We start from the raw sequence: 18651 nt of genomic DNA, 5'->3' as shown, positions 1-18651 counted from the left end.
TCAGGCTTCCCTGAACTCGGTGCGCGCCAGTCCGTTGTCGAGATTGATCGTCGTGCGCAGGCGCATGCGCTCGGGCGTCGGCGTCATGATCAGCACGGCGTCGATCTCGATCTTCAGGCCGGTCTTGTCGCCGAGGTTGACCGTGACTTTCGTCGCGCTCTCCTTCAGCCGCGGCTCGAATGCGGCGAGCACGGCGCGGATCTCGCGTGCCAGAACATCGCGATCGAAGTCGCGCGACGACCGGCCGGAGAAGGACGGCACGCCATAATTGACAACGCTGCGGCGCACCTCCGGAAAGTCGGCCAGCGATGTCGGACTGTCGGTCATCTGCTCGGCCTCGAGATCGGATAGCAGCGGCGCGGATTCGAAACGCTCGGTGTTGAACAGCGCCTCGATGTCGCGCCGCACGGCCTCGCGCAGCACATCGGGCGACACCACGATGCCTCGGCTTTCAAGCTCGCCACGGTGCCGGTTCTGAAACGCCAGCCGGTGCAGCCGGCGCTTCTGATCGGGGTTCAATGCGTCATCGGCGTCGATGCGCCTCGGTCCGTCTGCCAGCAGCTCGTCCAGGCGCTCTGCGCCAAGCTCCTCCTGCAGAGCCTGCCTGAGCCCGTCTATCTCCGAGCTCAGGCCCGGCAGGTCGTTGACGAGGCGGTCCCACAGCGAAGGCTGTACCGCCTCGCGCTTGGCCCGTGAACCGCCCGCCTGTACCTTGTCGGCGGCAGGGCGCTTTGCTCGCCCCTCACTTGCCGACATAGACATCCATTTCGGCTTCGTCATTGTCGTCATAGACGAACTTGATCTTCTTGTAGGCGAAGGAGACTTCCTCCTGGATCAGGTCGGCTTCATCATCGGCCTGCGACATGTCGTATTCCATGATCGAGGCGTCGGTCAGGGTAACGACCAGATAGTCCTTGCTCTCGCCGTCGATGGTCCGCCGAGCGGAGAATTTGACCTCGTCCAGCGCCTTGTTTTCGAACAGGGCCTTGGCCAGATAGGGTGAGGCCTTGTCGTAGTGCTTGGTGAACTTGATCATGCCCATCGACACGCGGCCTCGGCGCGAGAGGGAATTGGGGTCGTAGGGCGCGACCATCTTGTAATCGACGCCATGGATTTCGATCTCGTCGTCATGGCCGTCGCGCGTGCTGGGCCCCTTGATATCCGGAACTTTCAGAAAACCGTCGATCTTCATTGTGGGCATTTTCGTTCTCCACGCTTTCAAACAAAGGTTTGGTTGCTGCAATCAGGTCTTCACGGACGGCAATTCCGACACCAGCCTGAGCGAGGCATTGATGCCCTCCAGCTGGTAGTGCGGGCGCAGATAGAAGCGGGCGTTGTAGTAGCCCGGCCGGCCCTCCACGCTGTCGACCTGCACCTCGGCGGCGGCAAGCGGACGCTTGGCGCGCGCCTTGTCGTCGGCGAAGGCCGGGTTGGCCAGCACGTACCGGTTGATCCATTCGGTCAACCAGATCTGCATGTCGGTGCGTTCCTTGAACGATCCGACCTTGTCGCGCGCAATCGCCTTGAGGTAGTGCGCAAAGCGCGAGACCGGGAACAGATAGGGCAGGTTGGCGGAGAGCCGCTCGTTGGACTGGGCGTCGGGGTCGACCAGGCGGCCCGCCCGCGTCTCATCGTCCTGCAGCGAATGGGCGCCGATGAAGGCCGCGAGATCGGTGTTCTTGCGGTGCAGGATCGGCATCAGCCCGAGCTTGGCCAGTTCCGCCTCGCGCCGGTCGTCGATGGCGACTTCCGTCGGGCATTTCATCGCGATCGAGCCGTCATCGGTCGGGAAGGAGTGCACCGGCAGGTTAAGCACAGTGCCGCCATTTTCGACGCCGCGGATCTGGGTGCCCCAGCCATAGAGCTTGTGGCTGCGGTTGATGTTGACGCCCATCGGGAAGGCAGCGTTCATCCAGACATATTTGTTGTGATCGCCCTGCACTTCCTCCTCGAAGGAGAAGCCCTTGACCGGGACTGTCTCCGAGCCGTAGGGCAGCCGCGCCAGCACGCGCGGCATGGTCAGCCCGATATAGCGCGCATCCTCGCTCTCGCGCAGCGATTGCCACGAGGCGTAGGCCGGGTTGGAGACGATCTGCTGCAGGTCCTGCGGGTTGGGCAGTTCCTGCCAGCTGTCCATGCGGAACAGCCGTGGCGAGGCGGCGGCGATGAATGGCGTGTGCGCCGAGGCGCAGATGCCGGAGATGTTGCGCAACAGGCCGACGTCGCGCGGGTGGTTGGAGAACTCGTAGGCGCCGATGACGCAGCCGATCGGTTCGCCGCCGAGCATCGAATACTCGTCGGTGTAGACCTTCTTGAAGATCGGGCTCTGGTCCCACATCTGGCCTTCATAGTCTTCGAGCGTATCGGCCAGCTGCTCCTTGGAAATGTTCATCACCCGGATCTTCAGCTTCTGATCCGTCTCGGTGTTGTTGATGAGGTACCAGAGGCCGCGCCAGGTGCCTTCCATCTGCCGCACTTCCGGCGCGTGCAGGATTTCGTTGACCTGGGTCGTCAGCATCTTGTCGATGCCGGCGATCAACGACTTGATCGACTTGATCGAGTTGGACGAAATCGTCGTCGTCTCGGAGCGCGACTGCGCCGCCAGAGCCAGGTTGCGAACCAGCTGCTGCAGCTTCTCGCTGTCGTCCTTCTTGACCTTGAAGTCCTTCTCCAAGAGCTGGCTGAATTCGCCGAGATCGACGGCCTCGGCCTCGGCGACGGATGCTGCGGTCTTTTGCTGTTCGGCCATGATCTATTCCTCACCCTTGTCGTCGGACAGCGCCTGGGCGGCGATCTGGCCAAGCAGCGGCTGGTTGTTCAGCAATTGGGCGATGCGCTTTTCGGCATCGACGCGGCCGTCCATGAAGCCGAGCAGCTCCTCGAGCTGGCGCCGCATCTTGAGGATTTCGGCCAGTTGCGGGACCTGTTCGGCGATCTTGTCGGGGGCGAAATCGCCCATCTTGGTGAAGGTCAGGTCGAGCGCCAGTTCTTCGTCGCGCTCCTGTCCCTCGGCCTGCGGCAGCGTGTTCTTCACCCGCGCCTTGACCCTGGGTCCCAGCGCTTCCATGAATTTGGGGAAGCGGTTGGCATCGGTCTCGACAAAGGAACGGTCGAGCACCGTCTTGGACGCTTCCCTGGTCTGCGATGCGCCCGACAGGTCGGCCATCACGCCCATGACGAACGGCAGTTCGATCGTCGTCGGGCTGCCGTAGGTTTCGACATCGTAGGCGATCTGCACGCGCGGGGCGCGATTTCGCTCGATGACCTTCGCTTTGCTTTCGGCTGGCATGTGTTGCTACCTTTCATCCTTCTGGGCAGTCTTCTTGGCGTCGGGAACGCCGGCGAGCAGCCGGAATTCCTTGAGCCCCGACGGGGCGAGGTCTTCCATCAGTTCAACGAAATCCATGTGCACCATCCTGCGCACCCGGCGGGCGAGATGCGGGATCGGGCTCGACGGCTCGGTGCGGTCGTAGAACGCGACCACAAGGTCGAGGCACTTCACCACATCGTCGCGCGAGGAAATCCTGTCCGGGAGCCCCGCACCGGTCTCCGCGTAGCTTGCCATCGTCTCGGCTCCATGACCGTTTCTGACCGGCGCGGCCGGGCTTGCCGGGGGAGCAGCCGGGCTGGCCGCCCCCTTCGTCGCTGCCTCTTCCGTGGTCTCGACCGCCGTATTGCGTTCCAGCGTCGTCAGCACGCGCTGCAAAAATCGTTTCAGGTCCGGGACGGCGGCCCCGTTGCTGTCAAGGCGGGCATTCAGCGCCGCATCGACCGCGTCGAGCGCCTCGATCGCTGCGTGCGCCCCGGCGATGAGCGCCGTCATCTGTTCACCGGCCTGGTCCTGATGGGCGGCACAACCGCTGCCCACCCGGTTCAGGAGCTGTCCGTGCGCGCTGACCAGTGCTGCCTTCTCCGTGGCATTCAATCCCGACGCCGCTTCCTGAAGCATGACGCGATCGTCGAGCGCACCCTGTTCGAGATCGCGTCCGCTGATCGGCCCGATGGGACGCGGCGCGAAGAAGACCATCTGCCTGAGGTTCGCCAGCAGGCCTTCCTGGCCGTTCTGCAGGTCGGCCAGCGCGTTGAGGCGGCGCAAGGCGGCCTCGCGTGGTTGGGGGCTGGCCCGCAGCGCCGGGTGCATCGTCTCCCAATGCGTCTCGAAGGTCCTTGCAATCAGGGTCAGGCCCTGTGCCAGTCCGGCCAATCCCTCTTCATTGGCCAGCGCCCGGGCGACAATGACGAGCAGGCGCAGGTCGCGACCATGCGAACGCAACTCCTCGGCCTTGCCGAGCACGGCAGGCCAGTCGACCGGAATGGTCGATTGCGCGGCTGGCTTGTTGCGCCCGTCATGGACGACCTTGACCTGCGGCTCCGTGAGCCGCTCCAGCTCATGAAAAGCCGGATCGTTGCGCAAGTCTTCGCCTGACGGATTTTCACCGTCCAGCGGAGCAAGCCAGAGTGCGAGATCGATCACAGATACCCCCGGCGACCGGCTCTAAAACCGTACGTGACCCAACGTTAGCACACGGTTGCATATTCCCACAATTCGCCATCCGCTCAAAAGTTAACGAGCGCTAATGAATGTCGGTGCAACTGCGTCTCGGATGGCGCAATTCATGGCGTGCCTGGCCAACCTCGTATGTGAAGCGCATCGCATAGGATTAGAAAAAATCGTGGTTGTCTGCATTTGGCGGCGCGGGACTCTCCACAAAGGGAAAAGGCCGGCTGCATCAAGCGCTTTGTCAAGCGGCTGCTTATGTGGCAGGCTGTCGACGGGCAGATTGCAGGAGCACGTTCGATGGAACAGCGCCGGTCGTCGAAGGGTTTCAAACGCAAGGAACTGGTTGGCAAGCTCAATCCGGTCTGCCTGCGCGCCTTCAAGGCCGCCGCCGACAGCGCCAAGCTGCGCGGCAATCCTTACGTCGAACTCGTCCATTTCATCGAGCAGCTGGTGCTGTCCGAGCGCTCGGATGTGCAGATGATCCTTGCCGATGCCGGGCTGGATGCCAGCCGGATTACCAGCGACATGACCCGCGCCGTCGACAAGCTGCCCTACGGCGCCACCTCGATCGAGGAGTTTTCCGACCACATCTTCCACGCCATCCAGGAAGCCTGGAACCTGGCGACGCTGGAATTCCGCATGGAGGAGGTCCGCAGCGCCTATATCGTGCTCGCCTGCCTGAAGACGCCGGTGCTGGAAGGCCTGGTGTCGAAGATCAGCGGCGAATTCGACAAGATCGACGCCGACGCGGTCATCGCCCGCTTTGCCGAGGTGGTGGAGGGCTCGCTCGAAGCCGGCGCCACTGCCGCCGCGGCTCCCACTGCCGAGGCGCCGCGGCGGGTTCCGGGCGGGGATTCGGCCCTCGCCAAATACGCCACCGACCTGACCCAGCGCGCCCATGACGGCAAGATCGATCCGGTCGTCGGCCGCGATCCGGAAATCCGGCAGATCATCGATATCCTGATGCGGCGCCGGCAGAACAACCCGATCCTGACCGGCGAGGCCGGCGTCGGCAAGACTGCGGTGGTCGAGGGCTTTGCCCTGCGCATCGCCCAGGGCGACGTGCCGCCGCCACTCCAGGGTATCAGCGTACGCATGCTCGACATCGGCCTGATGCAGGCCGGCGCCAGCGTCAAAGGCGAGTTCGAAAAGCGCCTGAAGGCGGTCATCGACGAAGTTCAGTCATCCGAAACGCCGGTCATCCTGTTCATCGACGAGGCACACACGCTGATCGGCGCCGGCGGTGCGGCGGGAACCGGCGATGCCGCCAATCTCTTGAAGCCGGCGCTGGCGCGCGGCGAACTGCGCACCATCGCGGCAACGACCTGGGCCGAGTACAAGCAGCACATCGAAAAGGACCCGGCGCTGACCCGCCGTTTCCAGGTGGTCAAGATCGACGAGCCGTCGGAAGCGGTGGCCGTGCTCATGCTGCGCGGTGTAGCCGGCGTGCTCGAACAGCATCACGAGGTGCAGATCCTGGACGAGGCGATCGAGGCGGCGGTCGGCCTGTCGCATCGCTACATCCCGGCGCGGCAATTGCCCGACAAGGCGGTCAGCCTGCTCGACACGGCTTGCGCCAGGGTCGCGATCTCGCAGCATGCGACGCCGGCCGAGGTCGAGGACATTTTGCGGCGCCGCCAGGCGCTCGAGGTCGAAAGCGGCATCATCGGCCGCGAGGCAGCGATCGGCATCGAAGTAACTGACCGGCAGGCGCGGGTCGAGGCCGGGCTCACTGAGACCGGGACCATGCTCGCCGCCGCCGAGGAGCGCTGGGAGCGCGAAAAGGCGCTGGTTGCCGAGATCCTCGAACTGCGCGCGCGGCTGCGCGGCGACGGCGTCCCGCTAGATGCGGTGGCGGCAGCTGAGGCCGATGCCGAACCAGCAGCGCCGGACGAAGAAAAGACCAAGGTCCCCAAGGCTGAACCGCCCAAGGCCGAAACGTCCGAGCCTGAAAAGCCGAAGGCCAAAGCGTCCGAGACCGAAGCGCCGGCTGCCGAAGCTGCGCCGTCAGATCCTGTCGCCGATCTGGCGCGGCTGCGTGAACTCATGGCCGAGCTTGCCACGGCGCAAGGCGAGACGCCGCTGATCCTGCCGTCGGTCGACCGCAATGCGGTAGCTGCCGTGGTCCAGGACTGGACCGGCATCCCGACGGGACGGATGCTGTCCAGCCAGACCGAAAAGGCGCTCAAGCTCGCCGACACTTTGTCCGAACGAGTCGTCGGCCAGGATCACGCCATGGAGATGATCGCCAAGCGCGTGCAGACCAGCCGCGCCGGGCTCGGAGCGCCGGAAAAGCCCGTCGGCGTGTTCCTGCTCTGCGGCCCCTCCGGCGTCGGCAAGACCGAGACGGCCCTGGCCTTGGCCGAGACGCTCTATGGCGGCGAACAGAACCTGATCTCGATCAACATGTCCGAGTTCCAGGAAGCCCACACCGTCTCGACGCTCAAGGGCGCGCCTCCCGGCTATGTCGGCTACGGCAAAGGCGGCATTCTCACCGAGGCCGTGCGCAGAAAACCCTATTCGGTGATCCTGCTCGACGAGGTCGAGAAGGCGCATCCCGACGTCCACGAAATCTTTTTCCAGGTCTTCGACAAGGGCATGATGGATGACAGCGAGGGAAGACGCATCGACTTCAAGAACACGCTGATCCTGCTGACATCGAATGTCGGCTCCGAAGTCATCATGGAGCGGACGCAAAACGGCACGGTGAGGGCGGGGCTCGACGGCCTCGATGCAGCCTTGCGCGCTCCACTGCTGAAAGTCTTTCCGGCAGCGTTCCTCGGCCGCGTCGTGACCATCCCTTACTATCCGCTCTCGGATTCGATGATCGAGGCCATCACGCGCCATCAGTTCGGCAAGATCGGGCGGCGGCTGCGCGCCAGCCACGACGCCGAACTGGTGATCGGCGACGGCGTCATGGCGCTGGTCAAGGCGCGCTGCACCGAAATCGAGTCCGGTGGCCGCATGATCGACGCCATCCTCACCAACACGCTGTTGCCGGAACTCAGCCGCGGCGTGCTGAACCGGTCGCTCGACGGCGAGAAGATGACCAAGGTGACCGTCAGCGCTTCCACTGACGGGTTTGCCTATTCGTTCGAATAGTCAGGCCTGACTGCTCGGCTCCGTCTCGGCGCGGATCAGCTTGATGTCGGCGCCGGCTGCCCAGGCGCCGATATCCTCGCGCCGCAACGCCGCCGCCATCATGTCGGGAAACAGGTCCGGCGTGCAGGCGAAGACCGGTATGCCAAGTGCCGCGACCGAAGCCGACATCGCCGGATCATAGCCCGGCCGGCCCTGATCGGTCAGCGCCAGCAGCACGATGACATTGACGCCGGACCGGACCAGCGCCGCAAGGCGCCGCAGCAAGTCCTGGCCGTTGCCGCCCTCATAGAGGTCGGTGATCAGCACGAAGTGCGATTTGGTCGGCCGCTCGATGCGGTCGGCGCAATAGGCGACCGCCTGGTTGATGTCGGTGCCGCCGCCGAGCTGCACGCCAAACAGCACCTCGACCGGGTCGCTGAGCTCTTCGGTCAGGTCGACGATGGCCGTGTCGAAACAGACCAGCTTGGTGCGCACGACCGGCAGCGACGCCATCACCGCGGCGAAAATCGAGGCGTAGATCACCGAGCTCGCCATCGAGCCGGACTGGTCGACGCACAGCACCACTTCGTCGAGATCGACCAGCCGGCGTTGCTTGCGCATGAAGCCGACCAGTTTTTCCGGCACGACGGTTTTGTGCTCAGGCTGGTAGTGGCGAAGATTGGCCGAGATGGTGCGCGGCCAGTCGATGTCGCGTTGGCGCGGCCGGTTGGTGCGTCGCGACTTGTCGAGCGCGCCACGGATCGCCTCGGCGGTCTTCTGCTCCAGCCGCTGCATCAGCTTGGCAACGATGTCGGCGATGATGGTGCGGGCGATGTCCTTGGTCTTGGCCGGCATCACCGAACGCAGCGAGATCAGGTCGGCGACGAGGTTGACGTCGGCCTCGATCGCCTTGAGGAATTCCGGCTCCATCAGCATCTGCTTCAGGTTCAGCCGCTCAAAGGCATCCTTCTGGACGATCTGGACCACCTGGGCGGGAAAGAAGGAGCGGATATCGCCCATCCATTGCGCCATGCGTGGCGCCGAGCGGCCGAGCCCGCCGCGCCGCTTGCGCGGGTCGGCATCGGCATTGGCGCCGTCGCCGTAAAGCGCATCGAGCGCCGAAGACAGTTTTTTGTCATCACTGGAAAGGGCGGAGGAAGCCTCGTCATCGGCGCCGATCGCCAGCCGCCAGCGGCGCTCGCGCCCGCTATCGGAGGATGCTGGGCCGGGTTCGGGCACTTCGGCTTCGTCATCCATTGTCACACTCCGCCCGCCAGCAATGGCCCAAGCCGCTCCAGGTGACGGCGCCAGCCCTCGCCGCCATCCGGCGCCGGCGTCAGGCCGGCCGGCAACCTTGCGGTGCGGCCGAGCACGGCCTCGATCAACCGCCGCCGCTCCATCGAGTCCAGATTGGAGAAGACGCGGCGCAGCAACGGAAGATGCGCGATGAAAGCGTCCTCGTCGAGCGATTTAAGCCACCCATCGACGGCGCTGCGCAGGCCCTCGTCGTAGATCAGCCGCTGGCCGGCAGTGCTGAAGAAACCTTCGAAGAACCCCGCTGCCTGGGCGACCGGCGTCCCCGGCGATAGCCTGCGTCCGAGCAGCCCGGCGGCGTCCTCTGCCGGCAGTTGGCCGGCTTCATAGAGCAGATGCGCGGCGCAGCCGGCGAGCAGCGCCGTCGAGCGCGGACCTTCCAGCACGCCGGTCAGGCCGTTGCGCCATGCATCGAGCACGTCTTCGCCGGGCTCGACCAGCCGGATCGCCGTGTCGGCCTTGCGCACAGCACCGACCAGCGTGGTGGCGGCCTGCTCGTCCAGGTCGCGCACTGCATAGGGCAGCGCGATCGCGCCCTCGACGATCAACCGTTCCAACAAACCGGACAGCCGGTTGGTTTCGGTCTTGCGCGCCTCGCCGTAACGGATGATGTCGGCAAGCGGCGGCACCGAGGCCAGCATCTCCAGGCATTCGCTGCTGTGCGCTGCGCGCGCCTCCAACGCTACAAGGCCGGCGCTCGCGGCCTCCGACAGATCCGCCGTAATGGCGCTCTGGACAAGGGCGGCAAGCGTATCGAGGCTCGCGGCCGCACCGAGCATCTGGATCAGGCGGCCATTGGCGGCCTTTTCGATAGTCGGGCCGTAGATCAGGTTCTCGACCAGGCGCACGGCATATTCAGGCTCCCAGGCCAGCGTCCATTTTTCGCGAAAGGTGCCGCGGCTGCGGCCGGCGTCGGCCAGCCTGCCCCATTGCACGCCAAGCACGTTCAGCCGGTGCAGCAATGTCGAACGAAACAGTCCGCTTTCGCTGCGCAGATCGACCGACAGCTCGCGTTCCAGCGCCTCCGGCTTCAGCCGCGCCGCCTTCTGGTTGCGCTGCAGGTCCTCGATCAGCGGCGCCAGCGGCGTGTCGGGCGGAATCTCGCCGACATCCGCGCCCAAAAGCAGCTCGGCCTCGACCAGCGCCCACAGCACCGCTTCGCCGTTGAACAGCGCCGCGATCGCGGCATCGCGCAATTCCTCGAAGCCGGGCTTCGGCCGCTCGCGAATGGCAGCCAGTGTGCGCGCAAGCCGCTCGGCCTCGATCAGCGACGCGGTCGACACCTGATGGCCCTTCGCCCGCAGCACCGCCGCGATCGTCGCCAGCCACAGCGTCGCGGCGTCGCGCCGCCCTCGTGTGCGCCACAGATGCTTGCACCAGCCGGGCGCGATGACGCCAGCGCCATAACCATAGCCCAGCGCAAGACGCGGCCCGGTCCATGGCGCCCATGTCATGATGCTTTTGCGCCGGGCAATTCCCTTGATCAGCGCCTGGTCGTTCTTCTGCGTGTGCGCGGCCTGCAGGGCCGGCACATGCCATGCGCCGCAGACGACGGCGATCGGTCCGGCGAATTCCTTGCGCGCGGCGGCGATTTCCAATCGCATATGCGCTTCACGCTTGGCCTCGAACGGCGCGATCGCACCTTCGCCGTCGCGCAGCGTCGTCATCGCATCGGTGATGGCAGCGAAGATTGGACCCGGCTGCGGATTCTGCTCGATAATGTCGGCCCACCAGCTTTCGCCATCTTCATAGCCGGCGGCCGCAGCCAGCGTGCCGATCGGGTCGCGATGCGATGCAGGCTCGCCATCCTCACCGGTTTCGTCCTTGGGTTCGGGCTTGTCGGCGTCAGCCGTTTTGTCGGTGTCGTCGGTTGCCGGTGCCGCGAACCGTGCCGATGACGGCAGGTCGATGAACCGCAATGCCGCCTTGTTCTCCACCGCCCACACCGCCGCCTGGTATTCCGGCGAGAACTCGGCGAACGGCCAGAAACTTGTCGCGGCCGGATCGTCCTCGGGGTAGCAGAGCAGCGCCACCGGCGGCTGCATCTGCGGGCGCGCCAGCAATGGCAGCAGGGCGGACGCGTCGCTCGGCCCTTCGATCAGCACCGCGACCGGCTGCAAGTCCCGCAGCGCCTGCACCAGGCTGTCGGCGGAGCCCGGCCCGTGATGGCGGATGCCGAAATAGGCGACGTCGCTCATGACCTCAGATCGCTGCGTTCAGCGCCGCGTAATAGCCGGCATAGTCCGGCCGCTTCTTGAGCACCGTTTCGAGATATTCCTCCAGCACCACCTTGTCCTGCACCGGGTCCTTGACGATGGCGCCGACAAGGCTGGCGGCGAGGCCTTCGGCGCCGAGCTTGCCGCTGTCGAACCACGCCGCCTGGCTGAGGCCGCCGACCATGGTGGCGATCGCCTCGGCGGTCGAGAGCGAACCCGAAGGCGTCTTCAGCGTCACCTTGCCGTCGGCGGTTGCGCCCGAGCGCAGCTCGCGGAAAATGGTCAACACTCGAGCGATCTCCTCGCCGACATTTTTCGGCACCGGCAGGTCGAGCCCGCCGGCCATCTCGTCGACCCGCTTGGAGACGATCGCCACCTCTTCCGCCATGTCCTCGGGCAGCGGCAGCACCACCACATTGAAGCGGCGTTTCAGCGCCGAGGACAGCTCGTTGACGCCCTTGTCGCGGTTGTTTGCGGTGGCGATGATGTTGAAGCCGCGCTGGGCATAGAGCGACGTGTTGAGTTCCGGGATCGGCATCATCTTTTCCGACAGCACGGTGATCAGCGTATCCTGTACATCGGAGCCCATGCGCGTCAACTCTTCCAGGCGGCATAGCTTGCCGCTCTCCATGGCGCGGTAGAGCGGCGTCGGCACCAGCGCCTCCTGGCTCGGCCCTTTGGCCAAAAGCTGCGCATAGTTCCAGCCGTAGCGGACCTGGTTCTCGTCGGTACCGGCCGTGCACTGCACGATCAGCGTGGAATTGCCCATGATGGCGGCGGCGAGATGTTCCGACACCCAGGATTTTGCGGTGCCGGGAACACCGAGCAGCAGCAGCGCGCGGTCCGTGGCGAGTGTCGCCACCGCCGTTTCCATCAGCCGGCGGCGGCCGACATATTTTGGCGATATCACGGTGCCGTCGCTTGCCTTGCCGCCGAGCAGGTAGGTCAGAACGGCCTTTGGCGACAGGCTCCATCCCGCAGGTTTTTGCTTGTCGTCATTGCGCGCCAGCGCCTGCAGTTCAGCGGCATAGGCCTGCTCGACGGGGAGGCGGATGGCTGCGTTCATGGTGCTGTTCTCCGGATTGTCATGGGTTGGTTCCCGTCAGGGCCGCGTTGAGGCGCAGGAAAGCGAGCGAGGCTGCCGCCGGCGGCATGCCGGCCGCAACGACATGCTCGATCAATTTTTCCGCTGTCGCCGCAGTGGCCAGAAAGCCCAAAGTTTCCAACAGGTCGTCGACGGTTCGCTTCATCGCGTCATCATTGCCGGCGACAGCCGAACGCAACACCGCCAAGCTCTGGCCGTTCGTCAGGTCGGGCCAATCCAGCCAGTTGGCTTCGAAGCCCTCGGCAAGGGTGAGCGTGCTAACATACTGCGGCGTATCTTTCAGGATCAGTCTGACCAGGACACGCTTCCTGCGGCTATCCAGGCGCGGTGTCAGGTGCAGCACGAACAGTGCCGGCTTGCCACCCTCGGCGATCAGCGTGTCGGCCATCTGCGTTACTGCAGCGTCGCTGCCCGACGCTGCGACCATTCGTGAGATCTGGATGTCCGCATTGTTGTCGGCACCGAACTGCCAGGCTGCAATGAAATCGGGTTCGCTGACCCCAAATCGGGAAGCAAGGTCGACCAGATTGCAGGTCTCGAACAGTTCGGCGCGGCGCTTTTCCTGCGCCGGCGATTTGAGCTTTGCCGGCGTGTAGGTGGTGCGGCGGCGGATAAAGCCGGATTTGCCTTCTGCGATGAAGGCGGCAAGTTCGGCAACGGGATCGTCGGCACCGCCACCAACACGACCGTGCTCGCCCAACCTCGCCAGCAGCCGGCTCGCCAGTTCCTGCACCTTGCCGGAGCGGTCAGTGGCCAGGCTTTTCAGGAACGGCGCGTCCTCAGGCGTCAGGCCGAAATGCATGAGTTCGATCAGTGCCAGCCGGACTTCCGCCGGCTCGCCGGGCGCCTTCGCTTCCATCAGGCTGCGGGCCGTGGCCGGATCGCGACGGCGCATCTCGGTCAACGCGATACGGCGCGCGGCGGGGTAAAAGTCATCCCAGTTCTGCACCGTCAGTTGCTCCTGCGGCGCAATCTTCAGCCCCTCGACGCTGGCCTGCCAGTCGATCCACGGCGCATAGATGTCAGGGCTGTTCTGGTCTGATGCCGACGGCATCCAGTCCATCGGATGCAGCACGTAGCCACGGCCGGCGACGAGCGTCGCCACGCGCGCCTTGCGCCGCGCATCGGCGGTGTTCTTCAAGGCAGCCCGCAACAGCGGCCGCAACCGCTCCGGCAGCAGCGGCAGGCCAAGCCTCGGCAGCGGCGGGCGCCGCTTCAGCGACTTCGGCGCGGCTGGCCTTAAGCCCACATCGAGCGCCTGCGCGGCGATGGCCAGCAACAGCCGCTCCCGTTCGTCCGGGCTTGCGCCGCCGGCGATTTCCTTCCACGCGGCTGGCGCCAGATCGAACGCAGTTCCGCCGGTGATCCAGCAGTCGCGCATCGTCGCCAGGCCGGTTTGCTCGAGCTCGTTCATGACAGATCGAGCCTCCCGAAGCCGCTTTGCGCGGCGAGCAGATCGAGCCGCGCGCCGTTCCACAGGGCTGCCGTTGCCGAAAGGTCGAGACCGAGCACGGTTTGATCGACGGTTCCGGCGACAGGCAGGGCGATCCCTTGCGGGTCGTGCGCCGCTTGCCACCAGGCGGTGCCGCGCTCATCGAGCAGGATCGCGCCGGCAGGCAGCATCAGCGGGCTATCGGTCGACCAGGGTGCTGCGTCCTGGTGCGCCGCATGCGCCGCCAGCGGATCCTTGACAATGCCGAGGCCGAAATCCGGCCAGGCGCCCGACACGACATCGCCCTTGCGCTCCGCTACCAGCGCCCGCAGCCGTTGGCGTGACGGATAGAACACCAGCCTTGCATCGAACCGGTCGCCAGGTGTGAACGCGGCAGAGCGGCGGCCGGCCGAGGCCGGAAAGAAATCGAGTAGCAGCGCAAATTGCGGCGTCGGGCTTTTCAGGTCGAGCAGCCAGGTAGAATGGCTGACAAGGCCGTCGCGGCGGGTCTCGATCTTCTCGCCGATGACTTCCCACTGGCTGTCGACCTGTCTTGCATCGGGATTGGCCAGCACCTGGTCGCGGGTTTCGGATGCCGACACCAGCCGCTTCAATTCGGGATCGTCTGGCGCCGAGCGCCAGGCCTTGGCCAGCAAAACCAGCTTGCCGAGTTCGCGGATCGCCGCGTCCGGCCGTTCCTCGCTGCGCAGCGCCATTAGCCGGGCCGGGATTTCGTCGATGCGTCCCGCAAGCGCCGTTGCTTTCATGTCGACCAGCCTGGCGGCAATGCGGCGGCAGCGCTCGCTGCTGGCGTCGGCAAAGGCGGAAAGGCCGAGCCGCAGCTGGTCGGCAATCCACTGGTCGAGTTCGTCCAGCGCGCCTGCCACCGCGGTGCGCGTATCTTCCGCCCGCTTGCGCTGCGCCGTCTCGCGGCGCTCCGTCGCGGCGGCGTCATCGACGGTGCTTTCCTCTGCCTGCGAGGCCTCGCCAATGCTCTTGCCAGACGCGCCCCTGCCAGACTTTGCGTCGACCGGCGGGGGCGCACTCTTCCTGCGCCGGCCAAGCCAGTCATTGACCCATTCCGGCGTTGTTTCGGCTGATGTGAAGCTGGCCGGCGCCGTGGCGGCGATCCACATCAGCGCCAGCGTGTGCTTGCAGGGAAATTTTCGCGACGGGCAGGTGCATTTGTAGCCGTGGTCGCCGGTGTCGACGACGGTGCGATAGGGGTTGGATCCCGAGCCCTGGCATTCGCCCCAGATCAGCGCCTGCTGCTCGTTCTTCTCCAGCCGCGGCCAGTTCGAGCGCTTGGTGAGCTTCGAGGCGGCGCTTAGCGACGCCTGATCGGGGGCCAGCGCCTCGATGGTTTTCAGTTCGAATTCCAAGCCGCGCCTCTCGTCACCCCAAATCAATGCCTGGCATCAATATAGGGTGCCGTTTGTGAAGGATTGTTGTGGCCCCGGCAAGACGAAGATAGCGCAGATCAGTACAACGGCGTGGCCATATGCCGGGGCGTCGGCCATTGCGCCGTGATCTCGGGCTGCACCGGGCGCTCGAGATAGGTCGACAGCACGACATAGCTTCGCGTCGAGGTGACGCCGGGCGTTTCGTAGAGACGCGCCAGCAGGCCTTCGAGCGCCCTGGTGTCCTCGGTGCGGACCTTGAGCAGCAGGCAGGTGTCGCCGGCCACCGAATGGATTTCCTCGACCTCAGGATATTGCGAAACGGCCATCAGCTCCGGCGTCTTGCCCCAGCCCTTGGTATCGATATGCACGAAGGTGAGCAGCGGCTTTTTCACCGCCTTCGGGTCGATGATCACAGCCGTGCCGCGGATGGCGCCGCTGCGCCGCAGGCGCTTGACCCGCTCATGCGCCGCCGGCGGCGACAGGCAGACGCGTTCGCCAAGTTCGGCGTAGCTGATCGTCGCATCCTCGACCAGCACGCCTAATATTTTTCGGTCGATTGCGTCGAGCTCTCGGGGAGCTACCTTGTTCTGCAGAACCCCATCTGTTTCTTCGTCCATATCGAAATTCCTTGTTGTCGCGGAATTCAGTTCGGCCATTATGACCCGATGACGAACGCGCATCAAGCTGCAACGCTCCATCAGCCGATCCCGGCGCTGGCCTATCTCCTGACCGGCTGCATCGCCGTCATCGGCTCGAACTCGCTGGTCCTGGGTCCAATTGCTCCGGCAGTCGCCGCATCCTTCGGCACCAGCGTGCCGGCGGTGATGGCCGCGTCGGCCGCCTTCGGCCTCGGCACTTCGGCCAGCGCGTTGTTCCTCGCCCGCTATATCGACGGCGTCGGCGCCCGCCGCATGCTGCAGGGCGCGCTGCTTCTTCTGGCCGTCGGGCTTCTCGCCAGCGCGCTGGCGCCGACGGTGATCATGCTGGTCGCGGCCCAGGCCGTCGCCGGCATCGCCGCCGGCGTCGCCATGCCGGCCATCTATGCCAGTGCAGCGGCAATTGCGCCGCCCGGCCGCGAAAGCGGCACGATCGGCGTCGTGCTGACCGGCTGGACGGTCTCCATGGTGGCCGGCGTGTCGCTGTCGGCCGTGCTTGCCGATCTCGTGCACTGGCGCGCCGTCTTCGCCGCCGTCGCGGTGCTTTCCGCCATTGCGCTTGCTGCCTTGTCGATGACCTCGCTCAGCGACGTCAGGAAGAGCGGCCCGGCACCGTCGCCGTTCGTTGCGCTGGCCATTCCGGGGATCGTGCCGCTGCTCATCGCCTGCACCGCCTTCATGACCGCTTTTTACGGCGTCTACGGCTATCTCGGCGATCATCTGCACCAGGATCTGGGCGAGCCCGTCAGCGCCAATGCGCTGGCCGCGCTCGCCTATGGCGCCGGCTTCGGCGCCGCGGCCTTCCTCGACGGCGTCATCGACCGCATCGGCGCGCGGCGCGTCATGCCCTTCGCCTATCTGCTGGTCGCCGTCGTCTATGTCGCCATCGCGCTCGCAAGCAGCAATTTCGTGCTGATCCTGGCTATGATCGCCATATGGGGCCTTGCCAATCATTTCGGCCTGAACGTGCTGGTGATGCGCCTTACCGCGCTCGATCCGTCGCGCCGTGGCACCATCATGGGCCTGAACAGTTCGGTCACCTACCTCGCCGTCTTCATCGGCACCACCAGCTTCGGGCCGCTTTATTCGACATTCGGCTTTGCCATCTGCGCGATCGTTGCCGCCGTGCTGATGCTGGTTGCGGCAGCAGCGGGGTCATGGCGGTCGCCGCCGCCCATCAAGCCGTAAAGCTTGCGTCCTCATCCCGTCCTTCGCTAGAGCTTGGCTTGCCATGCGAGCCCCGCCCGGATGAAGACGACGCTTGAAACCACTGCCGACCCCTCGTCAGACGACCTCGCCTTCCTGGCCGAGCGGCTGACGGCGTTCAATGACGGCGATGTCGGCCCCTCCGGCCGCAAGCCGATCGCGGTCTTCGTTCGTGACGAGCACGGCGCTGTCGTCGCCGGCATTTCGGGATACACCGCCTGGGGCTGGCTCTATGTGCAATGGCTGTGGGTCGACGAACGCCTGCGCGGCCAGCATATGGCCGGCGACATGCTGGACGCTGCCGAGCGCGAAGCAGTCGCCCGGGGCTGCCAGACCGCCTGGATCGACACGTTCAATCCGACAGCGGCCAAAGTCTATGAGCGGCAAGGCTACCGGCGTTTCGGCGAGCTGCCTGACTTTCCCATCGGCCGCAGCCGCATCTTCCTGCAGAAGAAGCTCTAACCTGCCAGCCGCCCGCCTTGCATCGGCCGCGGCACGCCGGTGGTGCTGGGAAAGCTGATCGGCAGGCCGCGCAGCACGCGCACGGCAAGGAAGGCAAAGCATTCGGCCTCCACCGCATCGCCTTTCCAGCCCAGTGTCTCGGCCTGCACCACCTCGACGTTGGCGCGCCTCGCCAGCATCGCCATCATCGTCGGGTTGCGGCGGCCGCCGCCACTGACCGCTAGGCGCTTCGGCCGGCGCGGCAACAAATCGAGCGCCTTGCCGACGGCCGAGACGGTGAAGGCCGTCAGCGTCGCCGCCCCATCCTCTGCGCTGAGGCCGTCGGCCATGGCGGCGCCGAAGTCGAAACGGTCGAGCGATTTCGGATAGGGCTTGGTCAGATACGGATGCTGGAGCAATTTGGCCAGCCGCACTTCATCGACGGTGCCGGCCGCGCCCAGTGCGCCGTCGCGGTCCATCTCGCCGAGGCCGTTTGCCTTGATGAAATCGTTGAGCGGCGCGTTGGCCGGGCCAGTGTCGAAGGCGACGATGTTGTCCTTGCCGTCCCACCAAGTGACGTTGCCGACACCGCCGAGATTGAGCACAGCGGTGTCCCCGCTGGCGTCGGCTTCCCTCAAAAGCGCCGCGTGGTAGGCAGCCGCCAGTGGTGCGCCCTGGCCGCCAGCGCGCACATCGTCCGAGCGGAAATCATAGGCGACCTTGGCGCCCAAAATGGAATGCATCAGCGCGCCATCGCCCAACTGGCGCGTATCGCCGCGCCGCCCGGGTTGCGGGGCACGATGCAGCACGGTTTGGCCGTGAAAACCGACCACGCCGATATCGCCTATGGTTAGGCCGTAGCTTTCGACAAGGTCCTTCACCGCCGCCGACTGCGCCCGCGTCAGCGCCTCCTCGGCTTCGGCAAAGATCGCCGGCTCGGGCCCGTCGAAATTCCACACCCGGGCCTGACGCAGCGTCTCCTCCAGCAAGGCACGGATCGCTGCGGGGTAGGGGGCCAGCGTATAGGTGCCGAAATCGGCGATCCGCTCGCCATCGGTCTTGATCAGCGCCACGTCGATATTGCCGTCAAGCACGGTGCCGGTCATCAGGCCGACGGCCCAGATTGGTTCCACGGTCGACTCCCTTGCGACACCGTTTGCGATTCCAACGCAATCACCTGTCGGACGGATTGTCTCGCCAGGCAAGACCCTGGCCGCGGTCGATTGCTCCGAACCTGCCGGCAGAGTTTTTCACCGAACAGCGAAAATCGAGCAACGCCGTTCTTGCGTCTCGCCG

General features: G+C 65.4%; 15 protein-coding genes. 3 read left to right on the top strand and 12 right to left on the bottom strand.

Annotated features, from left to right (window positions below; genetic code table 11):
• The 5 genes from tssE to tssA are packed head-to-tail and all read right to left on the bottom strand — an operon-like array spanning position 1 to position 4474.
• Positions 1-756 carry a type VI secretion system baseplate subunit TssE gene (gene tssE, locus X750_RS146155; RefSeq protein ID WP_023673715.1) on the bottom strand — a complete coding sequence of 252 codons (756 nt, stop codon included), beginning with the start codon at positions 754-756 and terminating at the stop codon, positions 1-3.
• On the bottom strand, positions 743-1192 hold the full coding sequence (locus tag X750_RS146160) for an Hcp family type VI secretion system effector (protein ID WP_023673716.1): 450 nt from the start codon (positions 1190-1192) through the stop codon (positions 743-745). Before X750_RS146160 ends, tssE begins: the two co-directional genes overlap by 14 nt.
• 51 nt (positions 1193-1243) lie before the next feature.
• Positions 1244-2749 carry a type VI secretion system contractile sheath large subunit gene (tssC, locus tag X750_RS146165; protein WP_023682611.1) on the bottom strand — a complete coding sequence of 502 codons (1506 nt, stop codon included), beginning with the start codon at positions 2747-2749 and terminating at the stop codon, positions 1244-1246.
• A gap of 3 nt (positions 2750-2752) precedes the next feature.
• Positions 2753-3289, bottom strand: a complete 537-nt coding sequence (tssB, locus tag X750_RS146170) for a type VI secretion system contractile sheath small subunit (RefSeq protein WP_023673718.1) — start codon at positions 3287-3289, stop codon at positions 2753-2755.
• A gap of 6 nt (positions 3290-3295) precedes the next feature.
• Positions 3296-4474 carry a type VI secretion system protein TssA gene (gene tssA, locus X750_RS146175; RefSeq protein WP_023687034.1) on the bottom strand — a complete coding sequence of 393 codons (1179 nt, stop codon included), beginning with the start codon at positions 4472-4474 and terminating at the stop codon, positions 3296-3298.
• Positions 4475-4798: 324 nt separating this feature from the next.
• On the opposite strand from tssA, the gene tssH reads away from it, so the two are divergent.
• The gene (gene tssH / locus X750_RS146180; RefSeq protein ID WP_031243096.1) at positions 4799-7603 is read left to right on the top strand and encodes a type VI secretion system ATPase TssH; all 2805 of its coding nucleotides are present in this window, start codon (positions 4799-4801) and stop codon (positions 7601-7603) included.
• Here tssH and X750_RS146185 read toward each other — a convergent pair whose 3' ends face one another.
• The 6 genes from X750_RS146185 to X750_RS146210 form a co-directional block, all read right to left on the bottom strand.
• Positions 7604-8839 carry a VWA domain-containing protein gene (locus tag X750_RS146185; RefSeq protein WP_023738414.1) on the bottom strand — a complete coding sequence of 412 codons (1236 nt, stop codon included), beginning with the start codon at positions 8837-8839 and terminating at the stop codon, positions 7604-7606.
• Positions 8840-8841: 2 nt separating this feature from the next.
• Positions 8842-11094 (bottom strand): DUF5682 family protein, encoded by a 2253-nt coding sequence (locus tag X750_RS146190; protein ID WP_023738415.1) that lies wholly within the window; start codon positions 11092-11094, stop codon positions 8842-8844.
• Positions 11095-11098: 4 nt separating this feature from the next.
• Complete coding sequence (locus tag X750_RS146195) at positions 11099-12178, bottom strand: AAA family ATPase (RefSeq protein WP_023673899.1); 1080 nt, start codon at positions 12176-12178, stop codon at positions 11099-11101.
• Between the two features lie 19 nt (positions 12179-12197).
• Positions 12198-13631, bottom strand: a complete 1434-nt coding sequence (locus tag X750_RS146200; protein ID WP_023738416.1) for a DUF5691 domain-containing protein — start codon at positions 13629-13631, stop codon at positions 12198-12200.
• Positions 13628-15031, bottom strand: coding sequence for an SWIM zinc finger family protein (locus X750_RS146205; RefSeq protein ID WP_023684463.1), 1404 nt, complete (start codon positions 15029-15031; stop codon positions 13628-13630). The genes X750_RS146200 and X750_RS146205 overlap by 4 nt, the downstream gene beginning before the upstream one ends.
• Before the next feature lie 98 nt (positions 15032-15129).
• Positions 15130-15669: an Lrp/AsnC family transcriptional regulator gene (locus X750_RS146210; RefSeq protein ID WP_023724276.1), complete on the bottom strand. Its 540-nt coding sequence runs from the start codon at positions 15667-15669 to the stop codon at positions 15130-15132.
• Positions 15670-15717: 48 nt separating this feature from the next.
• Between X750_RS146210 and X750_RS146215 the strand changes: the two genes are divergently transcribed.
• Both X750_RS146215 and X750_RS146220 read left to right on the top strand, forming a co-directional pair.
• Positions 15718-16896 carry an MFS transporter gene (locus tag X750_RS146215; protein WP_023704822.1) on the top strand — a complete coding sequence of 393 codons (1179 nt, stop codon included), beginning with the start codon at positions 15718-15720 and terminating at the stop codon, positions 16894-16896.
• Positions 16897-16956: 60 nt separating this feature from the next.
• A complete protein-coding gene (locus tag X750_RS146220; protein WP_023692175.1) occupies positions 16957-17376 on the top strand; it encodes a GNAT family N-acetyltransferase in 420 nt (139 codons plus the stop codon).
• On the opposite strand, the gene X750_RS146225 is transcribed toward X750_RS146220, so the two are convergent.
• Positions 17373-18488, bottom strand: a complete 1116-nt coding sequence (locus X750_RS146225; RefSeq protein WP_023709179.1) for an anhydro-N-acetylmuramic acid kinase — start codon at positions 18486-18488, stop codon at positions 17373-17375. The genes X750_RS146220 and X750_RS146225 overlap by 4 nt on opposite strands.
• Positions 18489-18651 lie beyond the last annotated feature (163 nt).

Source organism: Mesorhizobium sp. LNJC391B00 (genome assembly GCF_000502535.1).
In the GTDB taxonomy this organism is placed as follows: domain Bacteria; phylum Pseudomonadota; class Alphaproteobacteria; order Rhizobiales; family Rhizobiaceae; genus Mesorhizobium.
Note: the sequence above shows the minus strand (reverse complement) of the source record. Positions and strands in the feature narration are given on the sequence as shown.

Coding starts and splice junctions, on each gene's coding strand:
- X750_RS146160 (WP_023673716.1), bottom strand. CDS start 1,192: ATGAAGATCGACGGTTTTCTGAAAGTTCCGGATATCAAGGGGCCCAGC.
- X750_RS146215 (WP_023704822.1), top strand. CDS start 15,718: ATGACGAACGCGCATCAAGCTGCAACGCTCCATCAGCCGATCCCGGCG.
- X750_RS146195 (WP_023673899.1), bottom strand. CDS start 12,178: ATGAACGCAGCCATCCGCCTCCCCGTCGAGCAGGCCTATGCCGCTGAA.
- X750_RS146185 (WP_023738414.1), bottom strand. CDS start 8,839: ATGGATGACGAAGCCGAAGTGCCCGAACCCGGCCCAGCATCCTCCGAT.
- X750_RS146220 (WP_023692175.1), top strand. CDS start 16,957: ATGAAGACGACGCTTGAAACCACTGCCGACCCCTCGTCAGACGACCTC.
- tssH (WP_031243096.1), top strand. CDS start 4,799: ATGGAACAGCGCCGGTCGTCGAAGGGTTTCAAACGCAAGGAACTGGTT.
- tssC (WP_023682611.1), bottom strand. CDS start 2,749: ATGGCCGAACAGCAAAAGACCGCAGCATCCGTCGCCGAGGCCGAGGCC.
- tssB (WP_023673718.1), bottom strand. CDS start 3,289: ATGCCAGCCGAAAGCAAAGCGAAGGTCATCGAGCGAAATCGCGCCCCG.
- X750_RS146210 (WP_023724276.1), bottom strand. CDS start 15,669: ATGGACGAAGAAACAGATGGGGTTCTGCAGAACAAGGTAGCTCCCCGA.
- tssE (WP_023673715.1), bottom strand. CDS start 756: ATGTCGGCAAGTGAGGGGCGAGCAAAGCGCCCTGCCGCCGACAAGGTA.
- X750_RS146190 (WP_023738415.1), bottom strand. CDS start 11,094: ATGAGCGACGTCGCCTATTTCGGCATCCGCCATCACGGGCCGGGCTCC.
- X750_RS146200 (WP_023738416.1), bottom strand. CDS start 13,631: ATGAACGAGCTCGAGCAAACCGGCCTGGCGACGATGCGCGACTGCTGG.